This is a genomic window from Vreelandella sedimenti (assembly GCF_013416325.1).
In the GTDB taxonomy this organism is placed as follows: domain Bacteria; phylum Pseudomonadota; class Gammaproteobacteria; order Pseudomonadales; family Halomonadaceae; genus Vreelandella; species Vreelandella sedimenti.
Genome location: NZ_JACCGK010000012.1, coordinates 38,543 through 58,714 on the forward strand (window position 1 = coordinate 38,543; position 20,172 = coordinate 58,714).

Consider the following 20,172-nt stretch of genomic DNA (forward strand, 5'->3'; position numbering starts at 1 on the left):
GGTTAGTAGGCGACGATTAGCGGGCTTGCAGTTGACGATGCAGGCGATGGCGGCGCTCAAACTCACGCACCCGCTGGCGGGCAAATTCGATCGTTTGTGCGGTCATCACGCTGCGGTTTTCGTCTTTTAGCTCGCCGCCCATATGGCGAACCACCACCATGGCGGTTTCTACCATCGCCTCAAAGGCAGCGGCACTATCAATGGCGCCAGGTAGCGGCATCAACAGCGTGATACCGGGCGTCATAAACTCTCCCATCTCTTCAATGGGGAAAGTACCCGGTTTAACCACATTCACCATCGAGAACTGAAGCTCACTATCATCGCTCTCGGTTTCAAAGCGGTGGAAAACACCCATTTCACTGCTATAGCGCAAACCGCACACCATCATCAGCTCAAGTAGTTTGGTGCCATCGAAGCCTTCTGGATCACGGGACAGAACGCTAATCACCACGACTTCTTCGGCACTGGACAGCGTCTCTTTGGCGTGTTCACCGTTTACATCATGGCGCAGGGCTTTTTCTAACGTTGGGTGTACGCGGACTCGCTCGTTCATCCCACGCTCGCTGGCCGTTTGGCCTTCATAAGCGTCAGCCTCGAAGCCTTCTTCAAAACCCTCTTCGTGGGCTGCATACTCATTGCTTGCGTAGCGATGCGCTTCATCATCAGCAGCACGCTGCTGAGCGGCTAGCCTCTCGGCAGCCGCCGCACTAGCTGCAGCTTCTTCACGAGCTTGGGCCTGCTCTTGAGCAAGGCGGGCACGCTCTGCGTCAGCGGCTTCTTTGGCTTCACGCTTCTGCTCTGCTTCCAGCGCTTTACGCTCGGCCTTCTGTTGGGCCAAGGCTTGATCACGCACCGCTTTCTCAGCTTTCTTGCGCTGCTTTTCTTTACGCCGCGCAATCAAACGACGCTTCAGCGAGCGCCCCATGCCTTCAAAGTCGACCAGGCGATACTCATCGACTTCGTCATCATCCAACTCGTCGTATTCGCCCGCGGTATCAGAACGCAACTGACGCCGTTTCGGTGAATGCCCATTGGCGTGTTTAGCAAATACGGCATCTTCTGGCTCAGCCCGCAGTACAGGCTCTTGGCTGTGCTCTGGCTCCTGTTGAGTGCGAGGCTGTGCTGCCATTTCGCTGTCTGTTTCAGTGGCAACTGTGTCACTGGCGGTGAACGAGGTAGCATCTGAAGCAGCAGGCCGAGACGCTTCAACCCCTTCCTCTGCCACTGGAGAACTAGGCGTTGCAGCAGAATACGCAGGTTGCTCGATTTGTGGTTCCGGCTGCGAAGGTACTGTCGCCTTGACCTGTGGCCTCTCAGTTTGAGAAGAGTCAGTTTGAGGAGAGCCAGTTTGTGCAGAGTCAGTCATTGAGATACTGGGCTCGCGGCGCTCATGTTCAGTGGGCGCATTGTGGGCAGCATAGCTAGCAGAAGACTTCGCCGCAGAAGTGACTGGCGGCTCTGTCTTAACTGCTACGCTTGGTGCTGGCTTAGCAGTTGATGCTGCTTTACCGAGTTTATCTGCCTTATCAGCTTTGCGCTTGGCGGCTTTAGCAGAGGCGGAACGTCTAAACTCTGAAAGCACTCTAGAAGGCCCAGGATGCTCTTGACGTTCTAACTTTGGTTTATTACCTAAGCCACTATAGTCTGCGGGTTTAACAACTCGAGCACCGCCATTTGGAAGTTCCCAATTGATCTCCGCGGCTTTAGCAGCCTCCTCGGGATCATCTAGCGAACTACCGGATAGGTCTTTCTCCGCCTGATCCAGACGGGGTACACGACGCTGCCGTTGAAGTCTTCGCGCACCGTCAATAACGATGAGCGATACCAACGCCAGCCCTAAAATGATTAGCCACTCTCTTAGTTCCATGTCGAACGTTCCATGGTCGTCTTGCCGGTTGCTAAGGCACGGTGTCTAAAATGTCATGCCTGAATATAGGTAACGGCTATTGAATAATTACCTGCTATCAATAAAGCCAAGCATAGCGCGATTACTACCAAAAGGGCCAATTTTTGCTGCATTTAACGCGATTTTCACGTCTTGGCAGAATTCTGCCTCTCTTTAGGCCAGAGAAATCTGACCTTAACTTCAAACAAAAGTGCCGCAATCATTAGATCTAACATCTATAAATAGCTTTATAAAGGAATCCGAGAAGCAAGAAAAGCCGTTTTGACAACCGACACACCCGGCATTGCGTATTGCCTCTATAAGCCGTTTAACCATCTCAAGCACGCTATTAGTAGGGTTAATATAGTTAAGAAGAACGCTTTAGGACATTTTTTTACGCATTTTGCCAACAAAAAGTTTATCTACTTGACGTTTGTCGCTTCAGCTTTGCTCACTCTACTATCGCCAATAGTGCTTTAGCTAACACTGCTTTCGACAATAGCCTCCTTGGAAAAACGCTCTCAACAGAAGTGCTCTTCCAAGAACTCTGCTGCTTAGTCTTCGTTCTCCCAGGTCTCAATCAGAATGCTTTCACTGCTGCTTGGTAGGATAGGGAGTTAGTTTAATCGACCAGCGCCGCCGCTTCTTCAATACCCACCGAAACTAATCGCGATACGCCGGGCTCTTGCATGGTGACACCCATCAAGCGTTCGGCGGCTTCCATGGCAATTTTGTTGTGGGTGATGTAGATAAACTGAACGTTTTCAGACATCTCTTTCACCAGCCTGGCGTAACGGCCCACGTTGGCGTCATCCAAGGGGGCATCGACTTCATCGAGCATACAGAACGGCGCGGGGTTAAGCTGAAAGATCGCAAATACCAGCGACAGCGCGGTCAGCGCCTTCTCGCCGCCCGAGAGCAGATGAATGGTGCTGTTCTTTTTACCCGGTGGGCGGGCCATGATCGCTACGCCGGTTTCCAGCAGATCATCGCCGGTTAGCGTTAGCCATGCAGCACCGCCGCCGAATACCCGTGGGAAAAGGGTTTGTAGCCCAGTGTTAACCTGGTCAAAGGTTTCGCGGAAACGCACACGGGTTTCTTGATCAATACGCTTAATCGCCCTTTCGAGGGTTTCCAGCGCTTCGGTCAGCTCAGCGTGCTGCGCTTCCAGATAATTTCGCCGTTCGGCCTGCTGGTCGTACTCCTCGATGGCGGCGAGGTTGATCGCCCCCAAGCGGCGAATCTTATCCGTGGTGCTTTCCAGGCGATCCTGCCAACGGGTTTCCGTCGCTTCCTGGGGCAACTGTTCGGCGAGGGTCTCGACGTTATGGCCAAGCTCAGTAAGCTGCTCATCCTGGGTGGCGGCTTTGAGCGCCAGCGCCTGCACGTCCATACGCCGCTGCTGGAGCTGCTCGCGGCTCTGTTCCAGGTTGCGCTCGTGCTGCTGGCGGGCCAATTCGTCATTACGCAGCTGTTCTGCCAGCGCCTGGGCTTGCTGACGAGTGGCATTTAAGCGCCCTTCCTGCTGCTCGCGCTGATGAAGCAGCTCTTCAAGCTCTTCCCCGGCCAGCTCGTCGGGCTCGATCAGCATTTCTCGTGACTCTTCCAGCTCGGCAATACGTAGCGAAAGTCGCTCTTCAGAGTCACTTGAACGCGCCTGCTGGGAGCGCAGGCTATCACGCTCGGCACTTAAGCGTTCGCGCTCCAACGCCAACGCCTGCTGTTGTGCTTTGAGCGGGGCGTGCTGCTGGGTCAAGTGGTCACGCGCTTCACGCTGCCGGTTGCGCTGTTCGGCGCTGGTTTCCCGCGCTTGCGCCGCGCTTTCCAACTGTTCCATCGCCACATGCCAGCGGGCACGCTGCTCGTCAATAGTAAGCGCTAACTCCGCTTCGTCTTCTTGCAGCTGGGCAAGCTCTTCATCGAGCTCAGTGGCGCGACTCTCCAGATGTTCCAAGCGCTGGGCCAGGCTACGCTCTTTTACCGCCAGCTGTTGCAGGGTGGCGGCGTGGGCGCGCTCCTGTTCGGCCTGCTGCTCACGGGCCTGCTCCAGGGTTTCAATGGTTTCATTGGCCGTTTCGCACTGCGCTTCGGCCAACGCCAGCGCCTCTTCTTCACTTTCGCGCTGGGCGGTCAGTTCGGCGTAGCGGCGGCGCGTTAATAGCAGCCCGTCGATACCTTCGCCATTGGCCTGCTGGTTCAGCCAGCCGCGGCCCCGCCAAACGCCATCCTGGCTCACCACGCTTTCGCCGGGGGCGAGATGCGCTACCTGCGCCTCCGCTTGTTCTACCGTTTGCGTATAGTGAATACTTGCTAACCATTCACCCAACGCACCAGCGCCTTTGACCAAACTATCTAATCGCTGACCAGAGGTTGAAGCGGCTGGCGGAGTCTGATCAATCAGCCGCCACTCCGTGGCTAAGGCTTCAGGTAAAGCAGCCAGCTGGTGGCGGTTCACCAGGCGGGCATTGAGCCAGGGCGCGAGCAACCAGGACACCAGCGTTTCCCAGCCGGGCTCAACCTGCAGTGCTTCTCCCAGTTGCGGGGCATCCGCTAAACCGTACGCTTCTAAGGTCGTGCCAATAGCAGGATCGTGATCCACCAGGGCGGCATCGATCAACGCTTGAAGTGAGGCTAACTCCCCCTGGCGCTGACTGAGTTCAGCGCGCTGATTGTCCCGCTTCTGAGTGGCCTGCTGGTAGGCTGTTTTGGCATCGCCGTAGCGCTGCTGCCATTGATCGCGCTGGGTTTGAAAACCTTCCGACTGCTCCTCGGCCTCGGTCAACTGCGCCTGGCATACAGCGTGCTCTTCACGCAGCGCGGTGAGATCGGCTACCTCGCTGCGCTGCTGACGACGGCGCTGATTTTCCGCTTGTAAGCGCTGAATACGCTGTTCAAGGTCGCGCAACTGATCTTGGCTGCGGTCTGCATCGCGGCTGGCATCCCGCCAGCGGGTTTCGGCATCTGCCCACTGCTGCTCGGCGGCTTCCAGCGCGGGAGATGCGTCGGCCAGCGCCTGCTCCAGGCTTTCTAGCTGCTCCTCCAGCGCTTCGTGTTCGGGGAGTAGATCGTCAAAGCGCTCGTCAATGGCGGCTAAACGCTCCTGATCTCCTTCGCTAACACGGCGCTGCTCGTCCAATTCTCGCCGAGCCGTGGCGATATCACTGGCCAGCTGGGTTTCACGGCTACGCCGGTGAGCCTGATCCTGCTCTAAACGGGCGATGCGCGTAGTGGTTTCAAAGAACTGCTGCTGATGGCGATCAAGCACCTCAGAAAGTTCGTCGTGCTGCTCCCGGGCCTGCTCCAGGCGTGTTTCGCACTGGCGGACGCCGAAGACATCTTTTTCTACCGCGATTTCCAACTCGCGGACGCGGCTCTCTTGATGCGACTGCTCGGCACGCAGGGCGCACCCACGCAACAGCGCCAGCTCGCCCTTGAGTCGATACTCCTGCTCCTTGAGATCTTGATAGCGTTTGGCGGCTTCGGCCTGACGCTTGAGGCGCTCTAGCTGTTTATCCAGCTCTTCGCGAATATCGTCCAGACGCTCCAGGTTCTCCTGGGTGCGCCGCATGCGGTTTTCGGTTTCCCGGCGGCGCTCTTTGTACTTGGAGATACCCGCGGCCTCTTCAAGCGTCGAGCGCAGGTCGTCGGGGCGGGCTTCGATAAGCCGCGAGATCATCCCCTGGCCGATAATCGCGTAGGAGCGCGGCCCCAGGCCGGTACCCATAAACAGGTCGGCGATATCGCGTCGACGGCATTTCTGGCCGTTAAAGAAGTAGTTGGATTGTCCGTCGCGGGTGACTAGACGCTTAACGGCAATTTCCGCGTACTGGGCGTAAACGCCGCCCATCCCGCCATCGCGGTTGTCGAACTTGAGTTCTATGGACGCCTGGCTGATCGGTTTACGGCCGGTGGAGCCGTTAAAGATAACGTCAGCCATGGATTCGCCGCGCAGGGTTTTGGCGGATGACTCCCCCATCACCCAGCGCACGGCGTCAATAATGTTGGATTTACCGCAGCCATTGGGGCCTACGATGGCGGTCATATTGCCATCGAAGGGCACCGTGACGGGATCCACAAAGGATTTAAACCCGACTAAGCGAATCGACGTTAAGCGCATACCGAAGCGGCATTCCCGTTGCGATTATTCAAAGACACGGTTAATCACCACTTCGGCCGCTTCGTCGTCTGCAATCGGCCCGATGCTGACACTCTCAAGGTCGCCGAACAGATCTCCGGGCTGGGGCGTTGCTTGGCCAGAGGGAGAAACACGCACCACTAATCGGGCTTCCTGTACCTGGGAGATTTGCGCCTGGGGAGACATCGCGACACTGTTATCCAGCGTCACGGTCATGGGCAGCTCGGACACTTGCGCCCGCACCACGGCCAGGGGCGGCAACTCGCCCTCAATATCGCGGGCGGTAATAAAGACGCTGGCATCGCCATCCACACGCCCGACGAGCTCCTCATCCAGCGAGACACGCACACGAATGCCGGTGCCCTCGGCGACGGCCTCTTCGGGTTCAACGCCCAATCGCTCCTGAGCCACGCGAATGCCATCGCGCAGCGAGGACACGGTGTTGGGATCCTCGATATTGGCAATTGCCCGGCGCCAGTGGTCAATAGCCTGCTCGTAATCGCCGTTGTCGAAGGCATTAATGCCCAGCAAGCCCAGCACGGTGGGCTGGCGGGGATCCTGCTCCAACGTCTCGTCGACCAACGCTTGAACTTCGTCGGTAAGCTCGCGCTCAGCCATAAAGAAACGAATTTGCGCCAACTGCGCAAGCAGCGGTGGAATGCGCCCTTCAATCTCGATCAGGCGCTCCAGGGCGTCCACGGCCTTGGGCATTTGTCCGGTTTCACGGTAGAGCGGAAACAGCTCGCTCCACACATTGGGGTTATCCGGCTGGCGTTCGGCCTGCTCCTCCATGCGCTCGATGTACATGGCAAGCGACCCATCAGGGTCATTCTGCACTTCTTGCTGCACGGCCAGTAGCACCAGGTCGCCCTCGGCGCCCTTTTGCTGATACCAAATAACGCTAACAGCGACCACCGCGAGCATCACCACGGGCACGACAATACGGCCGGCGCTGGCAGCCTTTAGCGGCCGACGCTCGCGAAAAGCAGTGTCTTCCAGCAGGCTTCGCTCAAGTTCCAGCCGGTCTTCCTCAAAGCGTGCGGCATCTATGTCGCCGCGTTCAAGAGCCGCTTCCAGTGACGCCAAGCGGCGCTTGAAAATCGCCACGTTCTGCTCGGCGGAGGTGTCGTTGGCTTCAAAATCGCGCTGCTGGTCATGCAGGGCACGCGCGTTTCTTAGCGGCGAAACCAGCAGCCACAGCGCGGGGAGCAGTAGAATGGCAATGGCTATCCAGAGCAGCGTCATGAAGACCTCTTACGGTTAGTCAGCGCGTCTATGCGCTGGCGTTCTTCGGCACTCAACGCTTTAGCAGAGGCGTTGCGGCGGGCCCGAATCATCAGCACAACCACCATCGCGCCTAGCAACACCAGGGCAATGGGCAAGCCCCAAAGCAGGTAAGTACGGCTCTCTAAACGCGGATTGTAGAGAATATATTCACCAAATCGCTGCACCATGTGGTTGATAATTTCGATATCCGACTGCCCCTCTTGCAGCAGTTGATAAACCCGCTCGCGCATATCTGCCGAAATGGGTGCATCGGAGTCGTTTATGGCTTGGTTTTCACACAGCGGGCAGCGCATGGAGGCGGTTAAATCGTGGTAGCGCTTCTCCATGACCGGGTCGTCAAATTCGCGCAGTTCGATACCACCCGCCGCTGCACCAAACGCTATGACCAGCAGTAGTAGCGCTGCCATGGTTCGCATTAGCGCCATTTTTCCACCTCCGGAAGAATTCGCTCGCGCACGTCTTGCGGTGATACGTAGCCTTTATGGTGATAGCGAATGACCCCGTCGGCATCGACCAGGAACGTTTCCGGGGCGCCGTAGACGCCAAGATCAAACCCTAGCTCGCCTTCCGGATCAAAAATATTAACTTCAAACGGATCGCCAAATTCGCTGAGAAACTGCATGCCTTTCTCGCGGGTATCGCGGTAGTTGACCCCGACCATGCGAATGCCGTTATCAGCCAGTTCCAGCAGTTGCGGCATCTCCTGCTTACAGGCGGGACACCACTCGCCCCACACATTCACCAGCGTTACTTCACCCTCTAACAGCGTTTGGTCAACGCGGCGATTCTCATCACGCAGCGTGCTGGCCTCAAAAGTCGGGAACTCCCGCGCCATCAGCGCTGAATCCCGCTGGGAGGGATCCAGCGAGAGGCCTTGGTAAAAGAACAGCGCCAGGGCTAAAAAACACACCGGCAACAGTAATAGCAGTAGCCGTCGCTTCATGCCGTGGCCTCCCGTGCGCCATTTTGAGTACTGTTCTGAGTACTACCGCCTTGGCTGGCCACTTTGGGCGCTTCACGGGTGGCTGCAGTGCGGCGGTAGCGCTTATCGAGCACCGCCAATACACCGCCGAACGCCATTAGCAGTGCGCCCAGCCAGAGCCAACGGACGAACGGCTTATACTGCACCCGCATCGCCCAACTGCCATCGCCAAGGTTTTCACCCATGGCTACATAGAGGTCGCGGAACAGCCCTGGGCGCAGGGCCACTTGCGTCATCGGCATACCGGTGGCCAGATAGAGGCGCTTTTCGGGCCGCATGGTAAAACTGCGGCCCGAGTCGCCGCGCTGCACTTGTAGAATCGAGGTGTCCGCCAGGAAGTTAGCACCACGACGCTCGGTTAACTCGGTCATGGTGAACTGATAGCCCGCGACTTCGACCGTGGTGCCCGGCGACATGCGCACGTTGCGCTCAATGTTGTAGTTGGACACTACCGTCACGCCGACGATAGTGACCGCTACACCTACGTGCCCCAGCACCATGCCCCAATAAGCCAGGGAGAGCTTACGAACACCGGCCAAAAACGAACTGGCATGGCGGGTTTTATCGAACACGTCGCGCACCATCGGCAGCACGATCCATAGTGCGGAGACAATGCCCAGGGAGACAAACAGGTTCCATTCGCCGCGGTACAGCAGTGGCATTAATATGCCGATCACCAAGGCGGCCACACCGGCTAACCACAGTTTACGAATCAGGTCGCGTGCTGCCATGCTCTTCCAGCGCGTTACCGAGCCGAGTCCCATAAAAATACACATCAACACGGTAAGTGGCACAAACAGGGCATTAAAGTAAGGCGGGCCCACGCTGATTTTTCCCAGCCCCAGAGAATCCAGAATCAGCGGATAGACGGTACCCAGCAGCACGGTGACGGTCATAATCACCAGAAAGATATTATTAACCAGCAGCAGCGCATCCCGGGAGAGCCAGTTAAAGCCTACTTTATGACTCACCCGCGGCGCGCGTAGCGCAAACACCAGCAACGACAGCGTTACCGTAATCGCCAGCAGCATCAGGATAAAGAAACCGCGGGCCGGGTCGTTAGCGAACGCATGCACAGAGGTCAGCACCCCAGAGCGCACCAGGAAAGTGCCCATTAGCGACAGCGAGAAGGTCGAGATCGCTAGCAGCACGGTCCAGCTTTTAAACGAGCCGCGCTTCTCGGTGACCGCTAGTGAGTGAACCAGTGCGGTTCCCGTCAGCCAGGGCAGCAGTGAAGCGTTTTCGACCGGATCCCAGAACCACCAGCCGCCCCAGCCAAGCTCGTAATAGGCCCACCAACTGCCTAACGCGATACCCACGGTCAGAAAGGCCCAGGCCAGATTCGTCCAAGGCCTTGCCCAGCGCGTCCAGGCCGCGTCTAAACGCCCGCCCATCAGCGCCGCAATGGCAAACGCAAAGACCACGGAAAAGCCCACATAGCCCATGTAGAGCATCGGCGGATGCACCACTAGCCCAAAGTCTTGCAACAGCGGGTTAAGGTCGGCGCCATCCTGGGGCATACCGGGCAGTAGCCGCTCGAAGGGGTTCGATGTCATCAGAATAAACAGTAAGAAGCCGACGCAAACCATACCCATCACGCCCATTACTCGCGCGACCATATCCCGCGGCAGGTTGCCGGTAAATAGGCTGGCCGCAAACCCCCAGCCCGCGAGCATAAAGCTCCACAGCAGCACTGACCCTTCATGGTTACCCCACACCGCGCTGAACTTGTAGTACCAGGGCAGCAGCGAGTTGGAGTTGTTGGCCACGTTCGCCACGCTAAAGTCGTCCAGCATATAGCTGGCGGTCAAACAGGCGTAGGCAATGGCAATAAACACAAACTGCCCCACCGCCATGGGTTGACCATAGGCCATCCACAGCGGACGCCGGGTGGCAGCACCGGCCAGCGGCATCACGGCCTGCACCGCCGCCATCAGCAGCGCGATAATGAGGGCAAAGTGGCCAATTTCAGGGATCAGTTTGATAAGCATGTGTGCTCCGCTTGGGGCTTATTTGGTAAAAGCCTAACCCTGGTTTTACTGTTTTGGTGTACTAAATTCTGCTGGTACTAGTATTCGCTTGCTTGGGGTACGCCTTCTTCGTCCAGGCGTTTACCCACTTCGGCGGCTTTGGCCTGGTAGTCGGCTGGCGAATAGCCCGCCTCTTCAAGTGCCTGGGCGACTTCAGGGGGCATATAGTTCTCATCGTGGCGCGCAAGCACCTTATCGGCGTACAAACGACCATCGGCCTGAAGCTCTCCTACCACTACTACGCCTTGGCCTTCGCGAAACAAATCGGGCAGGATGCCGCTGTAGTAGACCTCCAGGTCATCAACGTAATCGGTGACGACAAACTCGACGTCCAGGCTCTCAGGGTCACGGGATACCGAGCCCTCTTTCACCATGCCACCGGCGCGAATCTGCCGCTCCATGGGCGCGTCGCCCTGGGCGATCTGAACCGGGCTAAAAAACAGATTGATGTTAGCGCGCAGCGCGTACAGGGTCAGCCCCACGGCGATCGCGGCCAGCGACACAAGGCCTAGAATAATAAAGAGTTTCTGTTTACGTTTAGGCGTCATTGGGCGTTCCCCCTTGCGCTGTTTGCGCGTCTTGCGCGGCGTTTCAAGCCTTTGATCAATTGGCGCTGTTCAGCACGCGCATGCCATACGGTGGCGAGCAGCAGTAGCGCTGTCACGCCCCAGGCAGACCATACATAAGGCGCGTGGCCACCCATGGCGAGAAATTCGGAAAATGAGTCAAATGCCATTAGCGGGCCTCCTCTGCTGGTACTTTCACCACTTGGCCGGCCACCAATTCCTGTACCCAGTGTTTGTTAGCTTCGCGGCGCAAAATTTCACTGCGTGTGCGCATAAGTGTTAAGGCAATGAAAAAGCAGTAGAAACCCAGCACCATAATGACCAGAGGCAGCCACATTTCAGTAGGCATGGCCGGGCGAGAGGTCAGCGTAAATGAAGCAGGCTGGTGCAGTGTGTACCACCAGTCCACCGAGTATTTGATGATGGGAATATTAATCACCCCCACCATGGCTAGCACCGAGGCTGCCCGTGAGGCGCTATCGCGGCTGGTAAAAGCACCGCGCAGAGCAATCACGCCCAAATACAAAAACAGCAGGATCAGCATTGACGTTAGCCGTGCATCCCACATCCACCAGGTTCCCCAAGTGGGCACGCCCCATACGGCACCGGAAAACAGCGCGACAAAGGTCATGGCCGCGCCAAGAGGCGCCATCACCGCCGCCGCCATATCGGCGACTTTAATTTTCCAGACCATAAACACCAGACCGGAAACCGCCATGGCAATGAAGATAGACTGAGCCAAAAAGGCCGCCGGCACATGGACGTAAATAATTCGGAAGCTATTACCCTGCTGGTAATCCGCTGGCGCAAACGCCAACCCCCACAGCGAGCCTGTGACGATCAACAGCGCCGCCGCGGCCCAAAACCAGGGCTGTAATTTGGCACTAATGCCGTAGAACCACTTGGGTGATCCCAGCTTATGTATAAAGGCCCACATAGCGTGTCCTGTCCTTAACCGTTAATACTGATACGCAGCGATGCGGCAATCGCCCACGGCGCCAACATGAGCGAGGCGGCGAGCAGCGCGCCCAGGATGGCCAGGTGTGCGGAGACACCCTCTCCAAAAATGGCCGCCTGCACCGCGCCTGCACCAAAAATGAGTACCGGGATGTACAGCGGCAGCACCAATAGCGAGAGCAGCACTCCGCCCCGTGCCAAGCCAACGGTTAACGCCGCACCGATGGCACCAATCAAACTCAAGCTTGCCGTACCCAGTGCAAGCGACAGCGCCAGCACGGCATAGCTGCCCGCCGGCAGCGCCAGCATAATACCCAATATCGGCGCCATCAGCGCCAACGGTAGGCCCGTGAGCAGCCAGTGCACGGCCACTTTGGCCAAACTAAGCGCGGCTAACGGCTGCGGCGCTAATAGCAGTTGCTCCAGACTGCCGTCGTCATAATCGCTACGAAACAGGCTATCTAATGAAAGCAGCGCGGCTAACAAAGCTGCGACCCACAGCAAACCTGGAGCAATCACCGCTAACAGCTCAGGGTCGGGCGAAATAGCGATCGGGAACAGCGTGATCACCAGGGCAAAAAACACCAGTGGGTTGAGCACTTCGCCACGGCGTCTTAGCAATAGCGTTAAGTCACGCACGAGCGTGGCCTTCACTGCGGTCATTAGCCCACCATTATGCTCACGCAGTGGCACTGCTGAAACCTGTTGAGCGGTCTCCGAGCTTTGTGAAGAGCCGCTATTTGAAGCGCCATGTAAAGAGCTGTGCAACCCTTTCTCCTTTACCCTAGGGATATCCGTCTGAGCAACGGTGAAGCGGTTAACTCGTGGTGTGTCGTTACTAACACGCAGCCCCCCGCCTGAGCGTGGGCAACCAGCTGTCTTTCTAGATCAACGACGCCGTGGCGATCAATCGCGGTAAAAGGCTCATCCAGTACCCATAGGGCGCGCGGCGTTAACGTTAAGCGCGCCAGGGCGACACGGCGCTGCTGCCCTGCTGAGAGTTGCCCTGCTGGCACATCTTCAAAGCCTGCCAACCCAACCTGTTCAAGGGCTTCCAAGCGCTGATCTTCATTACCGCTTTCCCCGCTTAACGCCTGATACCAGGCTAAATTTTCTAACGGGGAGAGCCCTGATTTAATGCCTGGTGCATGCCCTAAATAGAGCAAATTCGCGAGAAAATGTTCACGTGCCTCGTTCATCGCAGCGCCATTCCAGAACAGTTCGCCCTGGTAGTCACTGAGCTGCCCGGAGAGAATTTTCAGAAGGCTGGTTTTACCACTACCATTGGGCCCTTCAATTCGCACTATCTCACCGTTGCGAACCTCCAGATCCAACCCTTGAAACAGCCAGCGGTCATCGCGTTCACAGGCAAGCTGTCGGGCTTGTAGACACAGGCTCAAGCGTCTCTCCTGGCATATTGATTTCGCGTCGAACTCTACACGTAAAGCCCCTTTCTCGCCACTCACACAATGCGGCGCTGGGTCGCAGCGTGATCTCCATCAATATGTCGTAAGACCAATTATCTCTGGCACTGTATGCAAAAACAGGTCTACAATGAAAACCACTGTATGAAAGAACATGCAATGGAGATTCCCTGATGACCCTATCGATGGCAGCACCTACCGCTACGTTCGGCCGTAGGCAACCGGCACCGCGACCTTACGCAATGGCACCTAGCGTTACCCGACGCAATACCTATGCACTCAAAGTGCGTGGCAATGCACTGTGTGATTGCAACTTGTTCGATGGCGATGTCATTATTATCCGGCGCTATCAACATGATACCCAGACAGAAACTGCCGTTGCCGAAATTAACCAGCAAACAATCGCCCTGAGGCAGCTCTCTATCAGTCGCTTTGGCGTAGAGCTATGGCCAGAAGATACTTTGCAGCCAGCGCTATTTTTGCACAACCGAGATATTCAGGTGCTCGGCATGGTAATGGGTGTGAAAAGTGAGACTACCTTCACGGAGCATTAATGCGCTATCGGGTTCCCGAGCTACCCACAGGGTCGTGGCACACGGCTGACATTGAAGTAGAAAAGAGCCAATTTATCACCTGGGTCTGCCACGCTCCCGATATCAACGCATTCACTAACCTGCTGAATGCGGCGAAAACTGCGCACCCTAGTGCCAGCCACCACTGCACTGCTTACATTGCCGGGCCACCCGGCGAGCAAAATCTGATTGGCTTTTCCGATGATGGCGAGCCCGGCGGCACCGCTGGCCGCCCCATGTATCAGGTTCTCCAGGGGAGCCAACTGGGCCAGATCGGCTGCGTGGTCATTCGTTATTTTGGCGGCACCAAGCTTGGCACCGGAGGCTTGGCCCGCGCTTACGCCCAGGCGGTTAGTCATGCCCTTGAAGCACTACCTACGCGGGAAGTGGTTGAGCGCGACGTCTATACCCTGCGACTCACCTTTGCCAATGAAGCGATTGCCCGCACCTGGTGCGAAGAGCACGACATCCCTATTGAGCAAGCCGACTACGATGGTGATGGCGTTCGCCTGACCATTGGCTGGCCACGAGACTACCCGCTTGACCTTGCCCCACTAGAAAACCGCTTGAAGAGTGCTATCGACATTCTCACTGACTAGATAGCCCCTAGGAATAGCCCATCAAAAAAACGCGACATACTGAAAGTGTCAGTATGCCGCGCTCGGATTGATCCCTATTTAAGCCTTAAGCCATTCAGCATTAACCCAGGTATTTAATCATTACCCCGGCCGCGACTGCCGACCCAATAACACCCGCCACGTTGGGGCCCATGGCATGCATCAGCAGGAAGTTATGCGGGTTGGACTCCAGCCCCACCTTGTTCGCCACCCGCGCTGCCATAGGCACGGCGGAAACGCCCGCTGCACCGATCAATGGGTTGATGGGCATTTTGCTCACCAGGTTCATCAGCTTGGCCATTAATACCCCAGCGGCCGTGCCGATACCAAAGGCGACAATACCCAGACCTAATATCCCCAGCGTCTCAAAGGCCAGGAAGCTCTCGGCCATCAGTTTGGAGCCTACTGATAGCCCCAGGATAATCGTGACGATATTGATCAAGGCGTTTTGCGCGGTATCCGACAAGCGCTCGACTACGCCACACTCACGCATCAGATTACCGAAGCAGAACATACCGAGTAGCGGTGCCGCATCGGGTAGAAACAGCGCGACCAGAATCAACAGCATCAGCGGGAAGACGATTTTTTCCAGCTTGGAGACCGGCCGCAGCTGGGTCATCTTGATTTGACGCTCTTTATCGGTGGTCAGCAGACGCATGATGGGTGGCTGTATCAGCGGCACCAACGCCATATAGGCGTAGGCAGCCACCGCGATAGCACCCAGCAGCTCCGGCGCCAGCACGCTGGAGACGTAGATGGAGGTCGGGCCATCCGCGCCGCCAATAATACCAATGGCTGCGGCCTGATTGAGCGAGAAATCCATGACGCCCATCGAGGTTAGCGCCACGGCACCAAACAAAGTGGCAAAAATACCAAACTGAGCGGCTGCACCTAAAAACAGCGTGCGCGGATTGGCCAGCAGCGGACCGAAGTCGGTCATGGCGCCCACACCCATAAAGATAATCAGCGGGGCGATACCCGAACCAATTGCTACTTTATAAAAGTTGTAAAGCATGCCATCGCTATAGCCGACACCCACAGCGATATCACGTGCGGCACGCACCTGATCCGGTGCAACGCCATCGTGGGCTATCACTTTTAACGATTCACGCCAGGCTTCCGCATTCGCTAACGGGTCCAGCGTCGCGCCCAGCGCTGCCGCTATCTGCTGTAGCACTGCGGGTTTCGCCACCTCGATCGCTTGGTCAAGCGCTGAAATCGCCAACCCTGCTTCGGGAATATTGGCCAGAATGCCGCCAAAGCCAATCGGCACCAGCAGCAGAGGCTCAAACTTCTTATAGATGGCCAGGTAGAGCAGCAATAGCCCCACCATGATCATGGCCGCTTGGCCTAGCTCAAGGTTATACAGCCCAGAGCCTTCCCATAACGTTACTAATTTATCCATTACTTTTTATCCAGTACTGGGGGCCCTTAGAGCTCGATCAGCGCATCGCCTACGGCTACGCTGTCGCCCTCACTGACGTTAACCTTAGACACAGTGCCTGCGCTGCTGGCACGCACTTCGGTTTCCATTTTCATCGCTTCCAGGATGATGACGACATCACCTTCAGCGACTTTATCGCCAGGACGGACATTGACCTTGAAGATATTACCGGCCAGCGGGGCATCGATGCTCACTCCACTACCTTCACCACTGGGCGCGGGCGCGTCCTCTTTGGGTGCGCTGGCTGCCGTTTGCTCTTGCACTTCGCCCAGCTCACCGCCTTCAGACACCTCCACTACGAAGGCTTTGCCGTTGAGCTTAACGGTGTAGGTTTCCGGGCCACTGCTAGCGACAGGCGCTTTGCTTTCCACCTTGGCGGGTGTCTTTTCAGCACTTGCGTCAACTGCCTGAGGGGCAGGTTCGAAGGCATCGGGATTGTCGCGGTTTTTAAGGAACTTCAAGCCGATCTGCGGAAACAGCGCGTAGGTCAGAACATCATCCACTTCACGCTTGCCTTCGGCCAAACGAATGCCTTCAGCGCTGGCCTTCTCTTTCAGCTCGGCAGCCAGCCTATCCATTTCCGGCGAGAGGTTATCCGCCGGGCGACAGGTAATCGGCTCGCCGCCTTCCAATACGCGCTTTTGCAATTCGGCGTTGAAGGGTGCTGGGGCAGCACCATATTCACCTTTGAGCAGCGCCTGAACTTCCTTGGAGATCGACTTGTAGCGCTCGCCCATCATCACATTCATGACCGCCTGGGTGCCGACGATTTGCGAGGTAGGCGTCACCAGCGGAATAAAGCCAAGATCTTCGCGCACGCGGGGAATCTCGCTTAGCACGTCGTCCAGCTTATCGCCCGCGCCCTGCTCTTTCAGTTGGCCTTCCATGTTGGTCAGCATGCCGCCGGGCACCTGAGCAATCAGGATGCGCGAATCAATACCGCGCAGCGAACCTTCAAAGGCGGCGTACTTCTTACGTACTTCGCGGAAGTAACCGGCAATATCTTCCAGCAGCTCAAGATCCAGACCGGTATCGCGGCCGGTGTCTTTCAGCATTGCCACCACTGACTCGGTGGGACTATGACCATAGGTCATCGACATGGAAGAAATCGAGGTGTCGACGTTATCGATGCCCGCTTCTACCGCTTTCAAAATAGTCGACGTGGAGAGGCCGGTGGTGGCGTGGCAATGTAAATGCACCGGAATCGATAGCTCTTTCTTCAGCCGGGAGACCAAATCAAACGCTGTGTAGGGCGTCAATAGCCCCGCCATATCCTTGATAGCCAATGAATCCGCGCCCAAACCGGCAATGGTCTTGGCGAGATCGACCCAGCTATCCAGGGTATGTACCGGGCTCACGGTGTAAGAGATCGTGCCCTGTGCATGGCCTTCCACGTTACGCACTGCCTGAATGGCGCGCTCAAGATTGCGCGGGTCGTTCATGGCATCAAATACGCGAAAAACGTCAACACCGTTGGTTTTCGCCCGCTCAACAAACTTATCGACAACGTCATCGGCGTAGTGGCGGTAGCCCAGCAGGTTCTGACCACGTAGCAACATGGCCTGAGGCGTATTAGGCATAGCCTCTTTTAATGCACGAATGCGCTCCCATGGATCTTCGCCCAAATAGCGGATACAGGCGTCGTAAGTGGCCCCTCCCCAGGTTTCCAGCGACCAGTAGCCAACGCGATCCAGCTTTTCGGCGATCGGCAGCATATCGTCCAGCCGCATACGTGTGGCGAATAGCGATTGGTGGGCATCGCGCAGCACGACATCAGTAATGCCTAGAGGGCGTTTTATTTCGTTCATTGTCATGGCTCACAGTAGGGAGTTGTAAGTTTGTAGTAAAAATAACAAAAAAATAGCCACAAGAGGGCCAAAATGAAAAAAATCGAGAAAGTTAACGACGTCGGGTAGAGCGATAACGATGCACTGCAGCACTGATCACCGCCATGACCTCGTCATTTTGCGCAGAGGGAACCGAAGATGGCGACGATTTTTTGCCCGTATCAACAGCCACAGGAGCGGGCTGAAAACGCCCAACAAGCTTAGACATCAGCGTAACACTAATGACCAAAACAGTAAGAAAAACAAACACTACGCCCATACCGAGCGCCATCAACGCCAGCCCTTCTTGCAATAGTTCTAGATCCTGCATAAAGCGATCTCCTTGAAGCTCGGTGTCTTGAAGCACAGCTCAAGTACCATTTTTACGCACATCATGACGCCAATACGGTGAAAGGCGCTTGGCGCAGTAAGGGGAATGCACTAACCTGCCACACCCAGAATAGAATGCAATGGCGCGATAGTGGAAGTCATGGTTGTTAATTTACTACAAAACGGCAGAATCGGCCTAGCCCCGATGGAAGGGGTAATCGACGCCCTGACTCGTGATCTGCTGACCCGGCATCCCGGGTTCGACTGGACGGTCACCGAGTTTGTACGTGTAGTCGATGCGCGCCTGCCGCCAAGAGTGTTTTATAAACACTGCCCCGAGCTTGCGCAACCGCCTGTGGCCACGCCAAGCGGCATTCCCGTGCACTTGCAGTTACTGGGCTCTGACCCAGCCGCCCTGGCGGCTAATGCGCGCCAGGCGCTTCGCCTGGGCGCGGTAAGCGTCGATCTTAATTTCGGGTGCCCTGCCAAACTGGTTAACCGGCACGATGGCGGCGCTTCGCTGTTACGCCAGCCTGATCGCGTCTATAAGGCGGTTAAAGCCGTTCACGACGCTTTGGAGGGGGAAGCCCCGGTGACCGCCAAAATTCGTCTGGGCTTCTCTAATCGCCGTTTAGCGGTGGCCTGCGCCCAAGCCACCGAAGCGGGCGGAGCAGCACAACTGGTCGTTCATGCACGCACCCGGGACGAGGGCTACCGCCCACCGGCACACTGGGAATGGATCGGCAAAATTCGCCGCCAAGTGAGCATTCCCGTGGTCGCCAACGGCGATATTTGGACGCTGGAAGATTACTGGAAAGCCCGCACCCTGTCAGGATGTCGCGACGTGATGCTGGGACGTAGCGCCCTGGCCGACCCTTGGCTGGCGCCACGCATTCGCCACTGGCAGCAAACCGGCGAACGGCTACCTGAAAGTAGCTGGGCGATGCGCGCCAACGTGCTCAAAGAATACGCCGCTCTACAACGCCAAAAGCTACCAGACCGCGTCGTGGTCTCTTTGGTAAAGCAGTGGCTCGCCCAAATGCGTCAAGGCAGCAGTGAAGCTGAACAGAATTTTCAGCGCGTAAAGCGCATCACCGAATTAGACCAACTGCTCGACAGCCTTGTCGTCGACGAACAGCAAGCTGCAATGGCCTAGACCTTCTGCCGCGCCATCCCTTTAACAGGCAAAAAAAAAGCGCCCTACCGCAAAGCGGGGGCGCTACAAACGATCGCAAGACCGGGGCGCGAGCCACTTCCGGTCAGGCTAGAAACTGGAGGACAGACTGGAAACAGAAAACCCGCTCTCAATAAGAGAGCGGGTTTTTTGGAATCTGGCGCGCCCGGGAGGATTCGAACCTCCGACCCCCTGATTCGTAGTCAGGTACTCTATCCAGCTGAGCTACGGGCGCGTGATATTGCAATTAACTTTTACTGATCCTGATACGCTGCAACTAAATCAATGTAACTAAATTAATGTAATTACACCAACGGCTGCTAAGCAGCAACTACTGTTTAGGTTGCTAACACATAGCAAGCAAGTACCAAGAAGGTGGCGCGCCCGGGAGGATTCGAACCTCCGACCCCCTGATTCGTAGTCAGGTACTCTATCCAGCTGAGCTACGGGCGCATACCTTGTGACCATGCACTTTTTAACAAAGCAAAAGCACTTACTGGTCATGCGATTGGCGGAGAGAGAGGGATTCGAACCCTCGATAGGGCTATAAACCCTATACTCCCTTAGCAGGGGAGCGCCTTCAGCCACTCGGCCACCTCTCCTCAACGGCACGGCGCGAATATTACCGATTTAGCCTTCTTGTGTCTAGTCTTCTACGGATTTTTTTCGCACCGACCATATCTTACATGTAAGCTTACGCTTTAAGCATCGTTTCATCATGCGAGCCCGCAAGTGTTATTCCACTTCGTTTTCACTGTTTCGTTCGCGCTGAATACGCTGGTAAATCTCTTCACGATGAACTGCCACATCTTTAGGCGCATTTACGCCAATACGTACTTGATTGCCTTTCACACCTAGCACGGTGACGGTGATTTCATCACCGATCATCAGGGTTTCGCCAACACGGCGAGTTAGGATGAGCATGGCTGATCTCCTTTTCAGA

Annotated in this window: 18 protein-coding genes and 3 tRNA genes; 3 read left to right on the forward strand and 18 right to left on the reverse strand. The window is 56.4% G+C overall.

Going from position 1 to position 20,172, the window contains the following annotated elements; all coding sequences use genetic code 11:
* Window positions 1-16 precede the first annotated feature (16 nt).
* From zipA to ccmA, 11 genes are all read right to left on the reverse strand, one after another.
* Window positions 17-1,867: a cell division protein ZipA gene (gene zipA / locus HZU72_RS14315; RefSeq protein ID WP_180093234.1), complete on the reverse strand. Its 1,851-nt coding sequence runs from the start codon at window positions 1,865-1,867 to the stop codon at window positions 17-19.
* 640 nt (window positions 1,868-2,507) lie between these two features.
* Entirely contained in the window at window positions 2,508-6,002 is a 3,495-nt protein-coding gene (gene smc, locus HZU72_RS14320; RefSeq protein ID WP_180093236.1) for a chromosome segregation protein SMC, read from the reverse strand.
* 24 nt (window positions 6,003-6,026) lie between these two features.
* On the reverse strand, window positions 6,027-7,265 hold the full coding sequence (gene ccmI, locus HZU72_RS14325) for a c-type cytochrome biogenesis protein CcmI (protein WP_180093238.1): 1,239 nt from the start codon (window positions 7,263-7,265) through the stop codon (window positions 6,027-6,029).
* Window positions 7,262-7,732, reverse strand: a complete 471-nt coding sequence (locus tag HZU72_RS14330; RefSeq protein WP_180093240.1) for a cytochrome c-type biogenesis protein — start codon at window positions 7,730-7,732, stop codon at window positions 7,262-7,264. Before HZU72_RS14330 ends, ccmI begins: the two co-directional genes overlap by 4 nt.
* Window positions 7,723-8,250 carry a DsbE family thiol:disulfide interchange protein gene (locus HZU72_RS14335; protein WP_180093242.1) on the reverse strand — a complete coding sequence of 176 codons (528 nt, stop codon included), beginning with the start codon at window positions 8,248-8,250 and terminating at the stop codon, window positions 7,723-7,725. Before HZU72_RS14335 ends, HZU72_RS14330 begins: the two co-directional genes overlap by 10 nt.
* On the reverse strand, window positions 8,247-10,280 hold the full coding sequence (locus HZU72_RS14340; RefSeq protein ID WP_180093244.1) for a heme lyase CcmF/NrfE family subunit: 2,034 nt from the start codon (window positions 10,278-10,280) through the stop codon (window positions 8,247-8,249). The genes HZU72_RS14335 and HZU72_RS14340 overlap by 4 nt, the downstream gene beginning before the upstream one ends.
* A 77-nt stretch (window positions 10,281-10,357) precedes the next feature.
* Entirely contained in the window at window positions 10,358-10,867 is a 510-nt protein-coding gene (gene ccmE, locus HZU72_RS14345; RefSeq protein ID WP_133730773.1) for a cytochrome c maturation protein CcmE, read from the reverse strand.
* Window positions 10,864-11,055: a heme exporter protein CcmD gene (gene ccmD, locus HZU72_RS14350; protein WP_022519956.1), complete on the reverse strand. Its 192-nt coding sequence runs from the start codon at window positions 11,053-11,055 to the stop codon at window positions 10,864-10,866. The genes ccmE and ccmD overlap by 4 nt, the downstream gene beginning before the upstream one ends.
* Window positions 11,055-11,822, reverse strand: coding sequence for a heme ABC transporter permease (locus HZU72_RS14355; protein ID WP_180093246.1), 768 nt, complete (start codon window positions 11,820-11,822; stop codon window positions 11,055-11,057). Before HZU72_RS14355 ends, ccmD begins: the two co-directional genes overlap by 1 nt.
* Window positions 11,823-11,836: 14 nt before the next feature.
* Window positions 11,837-12,505 carry a heme exporter protein CcmB gene (gene ccmB / locus HZU72_RS14360; RefSeq protein ID WP_235976133.1) on the reverse strand — a complete coding sequence of 223 codons (669 nt, stop codon included), beginning with the start codon at window positions 12,503-12,505 and terminating at the stop codon, window positions 11,837-11,839.
* 116 nt (window positions 12,506-12,621) lie between these two features.
* Window positions 12,622-13,242 (reverse strand): cytochrome c biogenesis heme-transporting ATPase CcmA, encoded by a 621-nt coding sequence (gene ccmA, locus HZU72_RS14365; RefSeq protein WP_180093248.1) that lies wholly within the window; start codon window positions 13,240-13,242, stop codon window positions 12,622-12,624.
* Between the two features lie 197 nt (window positions 13,243-13,439).
* Between ccmA and HZU72_RS14370 the strand changes: the two genes are divergently transcribed.
* Both HZU72_RS14370 and HZU72_RS14375 read left to right on the forward strand, forming a co-directional pair.
* On the forward strand, window positions 13,440-13,820 hold the full coding sequence (locus HZU72_RS14370; protein WP_235976124.1) for a LexA family protein: 381 nt from the start codon (window positions 13,440-13,442) through the stop codon (window positions 13,818-13,820).
* Window positions 13,820-14,437 (forward strand): IMPACT family protein, encoded by a 618-nt coding sequence (locus HZU72_RS14375; protein WP_180093250.1) that lies wholly within the window; start codon window positions 13,820-13,822, stop codon window positions 14,435-14,437. Before HZU72_RS14370 ends, HZU72_RS14375 begins: the two co-directional genes overlap by 1 nt.
* A gap of 100 nt (window positions 14,438-14,537) precedes the next feature.
* On the opposite strand, the gene HZU72_RS14380 is transcribed toward HZU72_RS14375, so the two are convergent.
* From HZU72_RS14380 to HZU72_RS14390, 3 genes are all read right to left on the reverse strand, one after another.
* Window positions 14,538-15,860: a sodium ion-translocating decarboxylase subunit beta gene (locus HZU72_RS14380; RefSeq protein WP_180093252.1), complete on the reverse strand. Its 1,323-nt coding sequence runs from the start codon at window positions 15,858-15,860 to the stop codon at window positions 14,538-14,540.
* A 26-nt stretch (window positions 15,861-15,886) separates the two neighbouring features.
* The gene (gene oadA, locus HZU72_RS14385; protein ID WP_180093254.1) at window positions 15,887-17,707 is read right to left on the reverse strand and encodes a sodium-extruding oxaloacetate decarboxylase subunit alpha; all 1,821 of its coding nucleotides are present in this window, start codon (window positions 17,705-17,707) and stop codon (window positions 15,887-15,889) included.
* 91 nt (window positions 17,708-17,798) lie between these two features.
* Window positions 17,799-18,056, reverse strand: coding sequence for an OadG family protein (locus HZU72_RS14390; RefSeq protein ID WP_180093256.1), 258 nt, complete (start codon window positions 18,054-18,056; stop codon window positions 17,799-17,801).
* Window positions 18,057-18,215: 159 nt separating this feature from the next.
* On the opposite strand from HZU72_RS14390, the gene HZU72_RS14395 reads away from it, so the two are divergent.
* On the forward strand, window positions 18,216-19,211 hold the full coding sequence (locus HZU72_RS14395; RefSeq protein ID WP_235976125.1) for a tRNA dihydrouridine synthase: 996 nt from the start codon (window positions 18,216-18,218) through the stop codon (window positions 19,209-19,211).
* A gap of 176 nt (window positions 19,212-19,387) precedes the next feature.
* Here HZU72_RS14395 and HZU72_RS14400 read toward each other — a convergent pair.
* The 4 genes from HZU72_RS14400 to csrA form a co-directional block, all read right to left on the reverse strand.
* A tRNA-Arg gene (locus HZU72_RS14400) sits at window positions 19,388-19,464 on the reverse strand.
* Between the two features lie 141 nt (window positions 19,465-19,605).
* Window positions 19,606-19,682 (reverse strand) — tRNA-Arg (locus tag HZU72_RS14405).
* 56 nt (window positions 19,683-19,738) lie between these two features.
* Window positions 19,739-19,831: transfer RNA gene (locus HZU72_RS14410), tRNA-Ser, on the reverse strand.
* Window positions 19,832-19,964: 133 nt separating this feature from the next.
* Complete coding sequence (gene csrA / locus HZU72_RS14415; protein ID WP_007111501.1) at window positions 19,965-20,153, reverse strand: carbon storage regulator CsrA; 189 nt, start codon at window positions 20,151-20,153, stop codon at window positions 19,965-19,967.
* Window positions 20,154-20,172 lie beyond the last annotated feature (19 nt).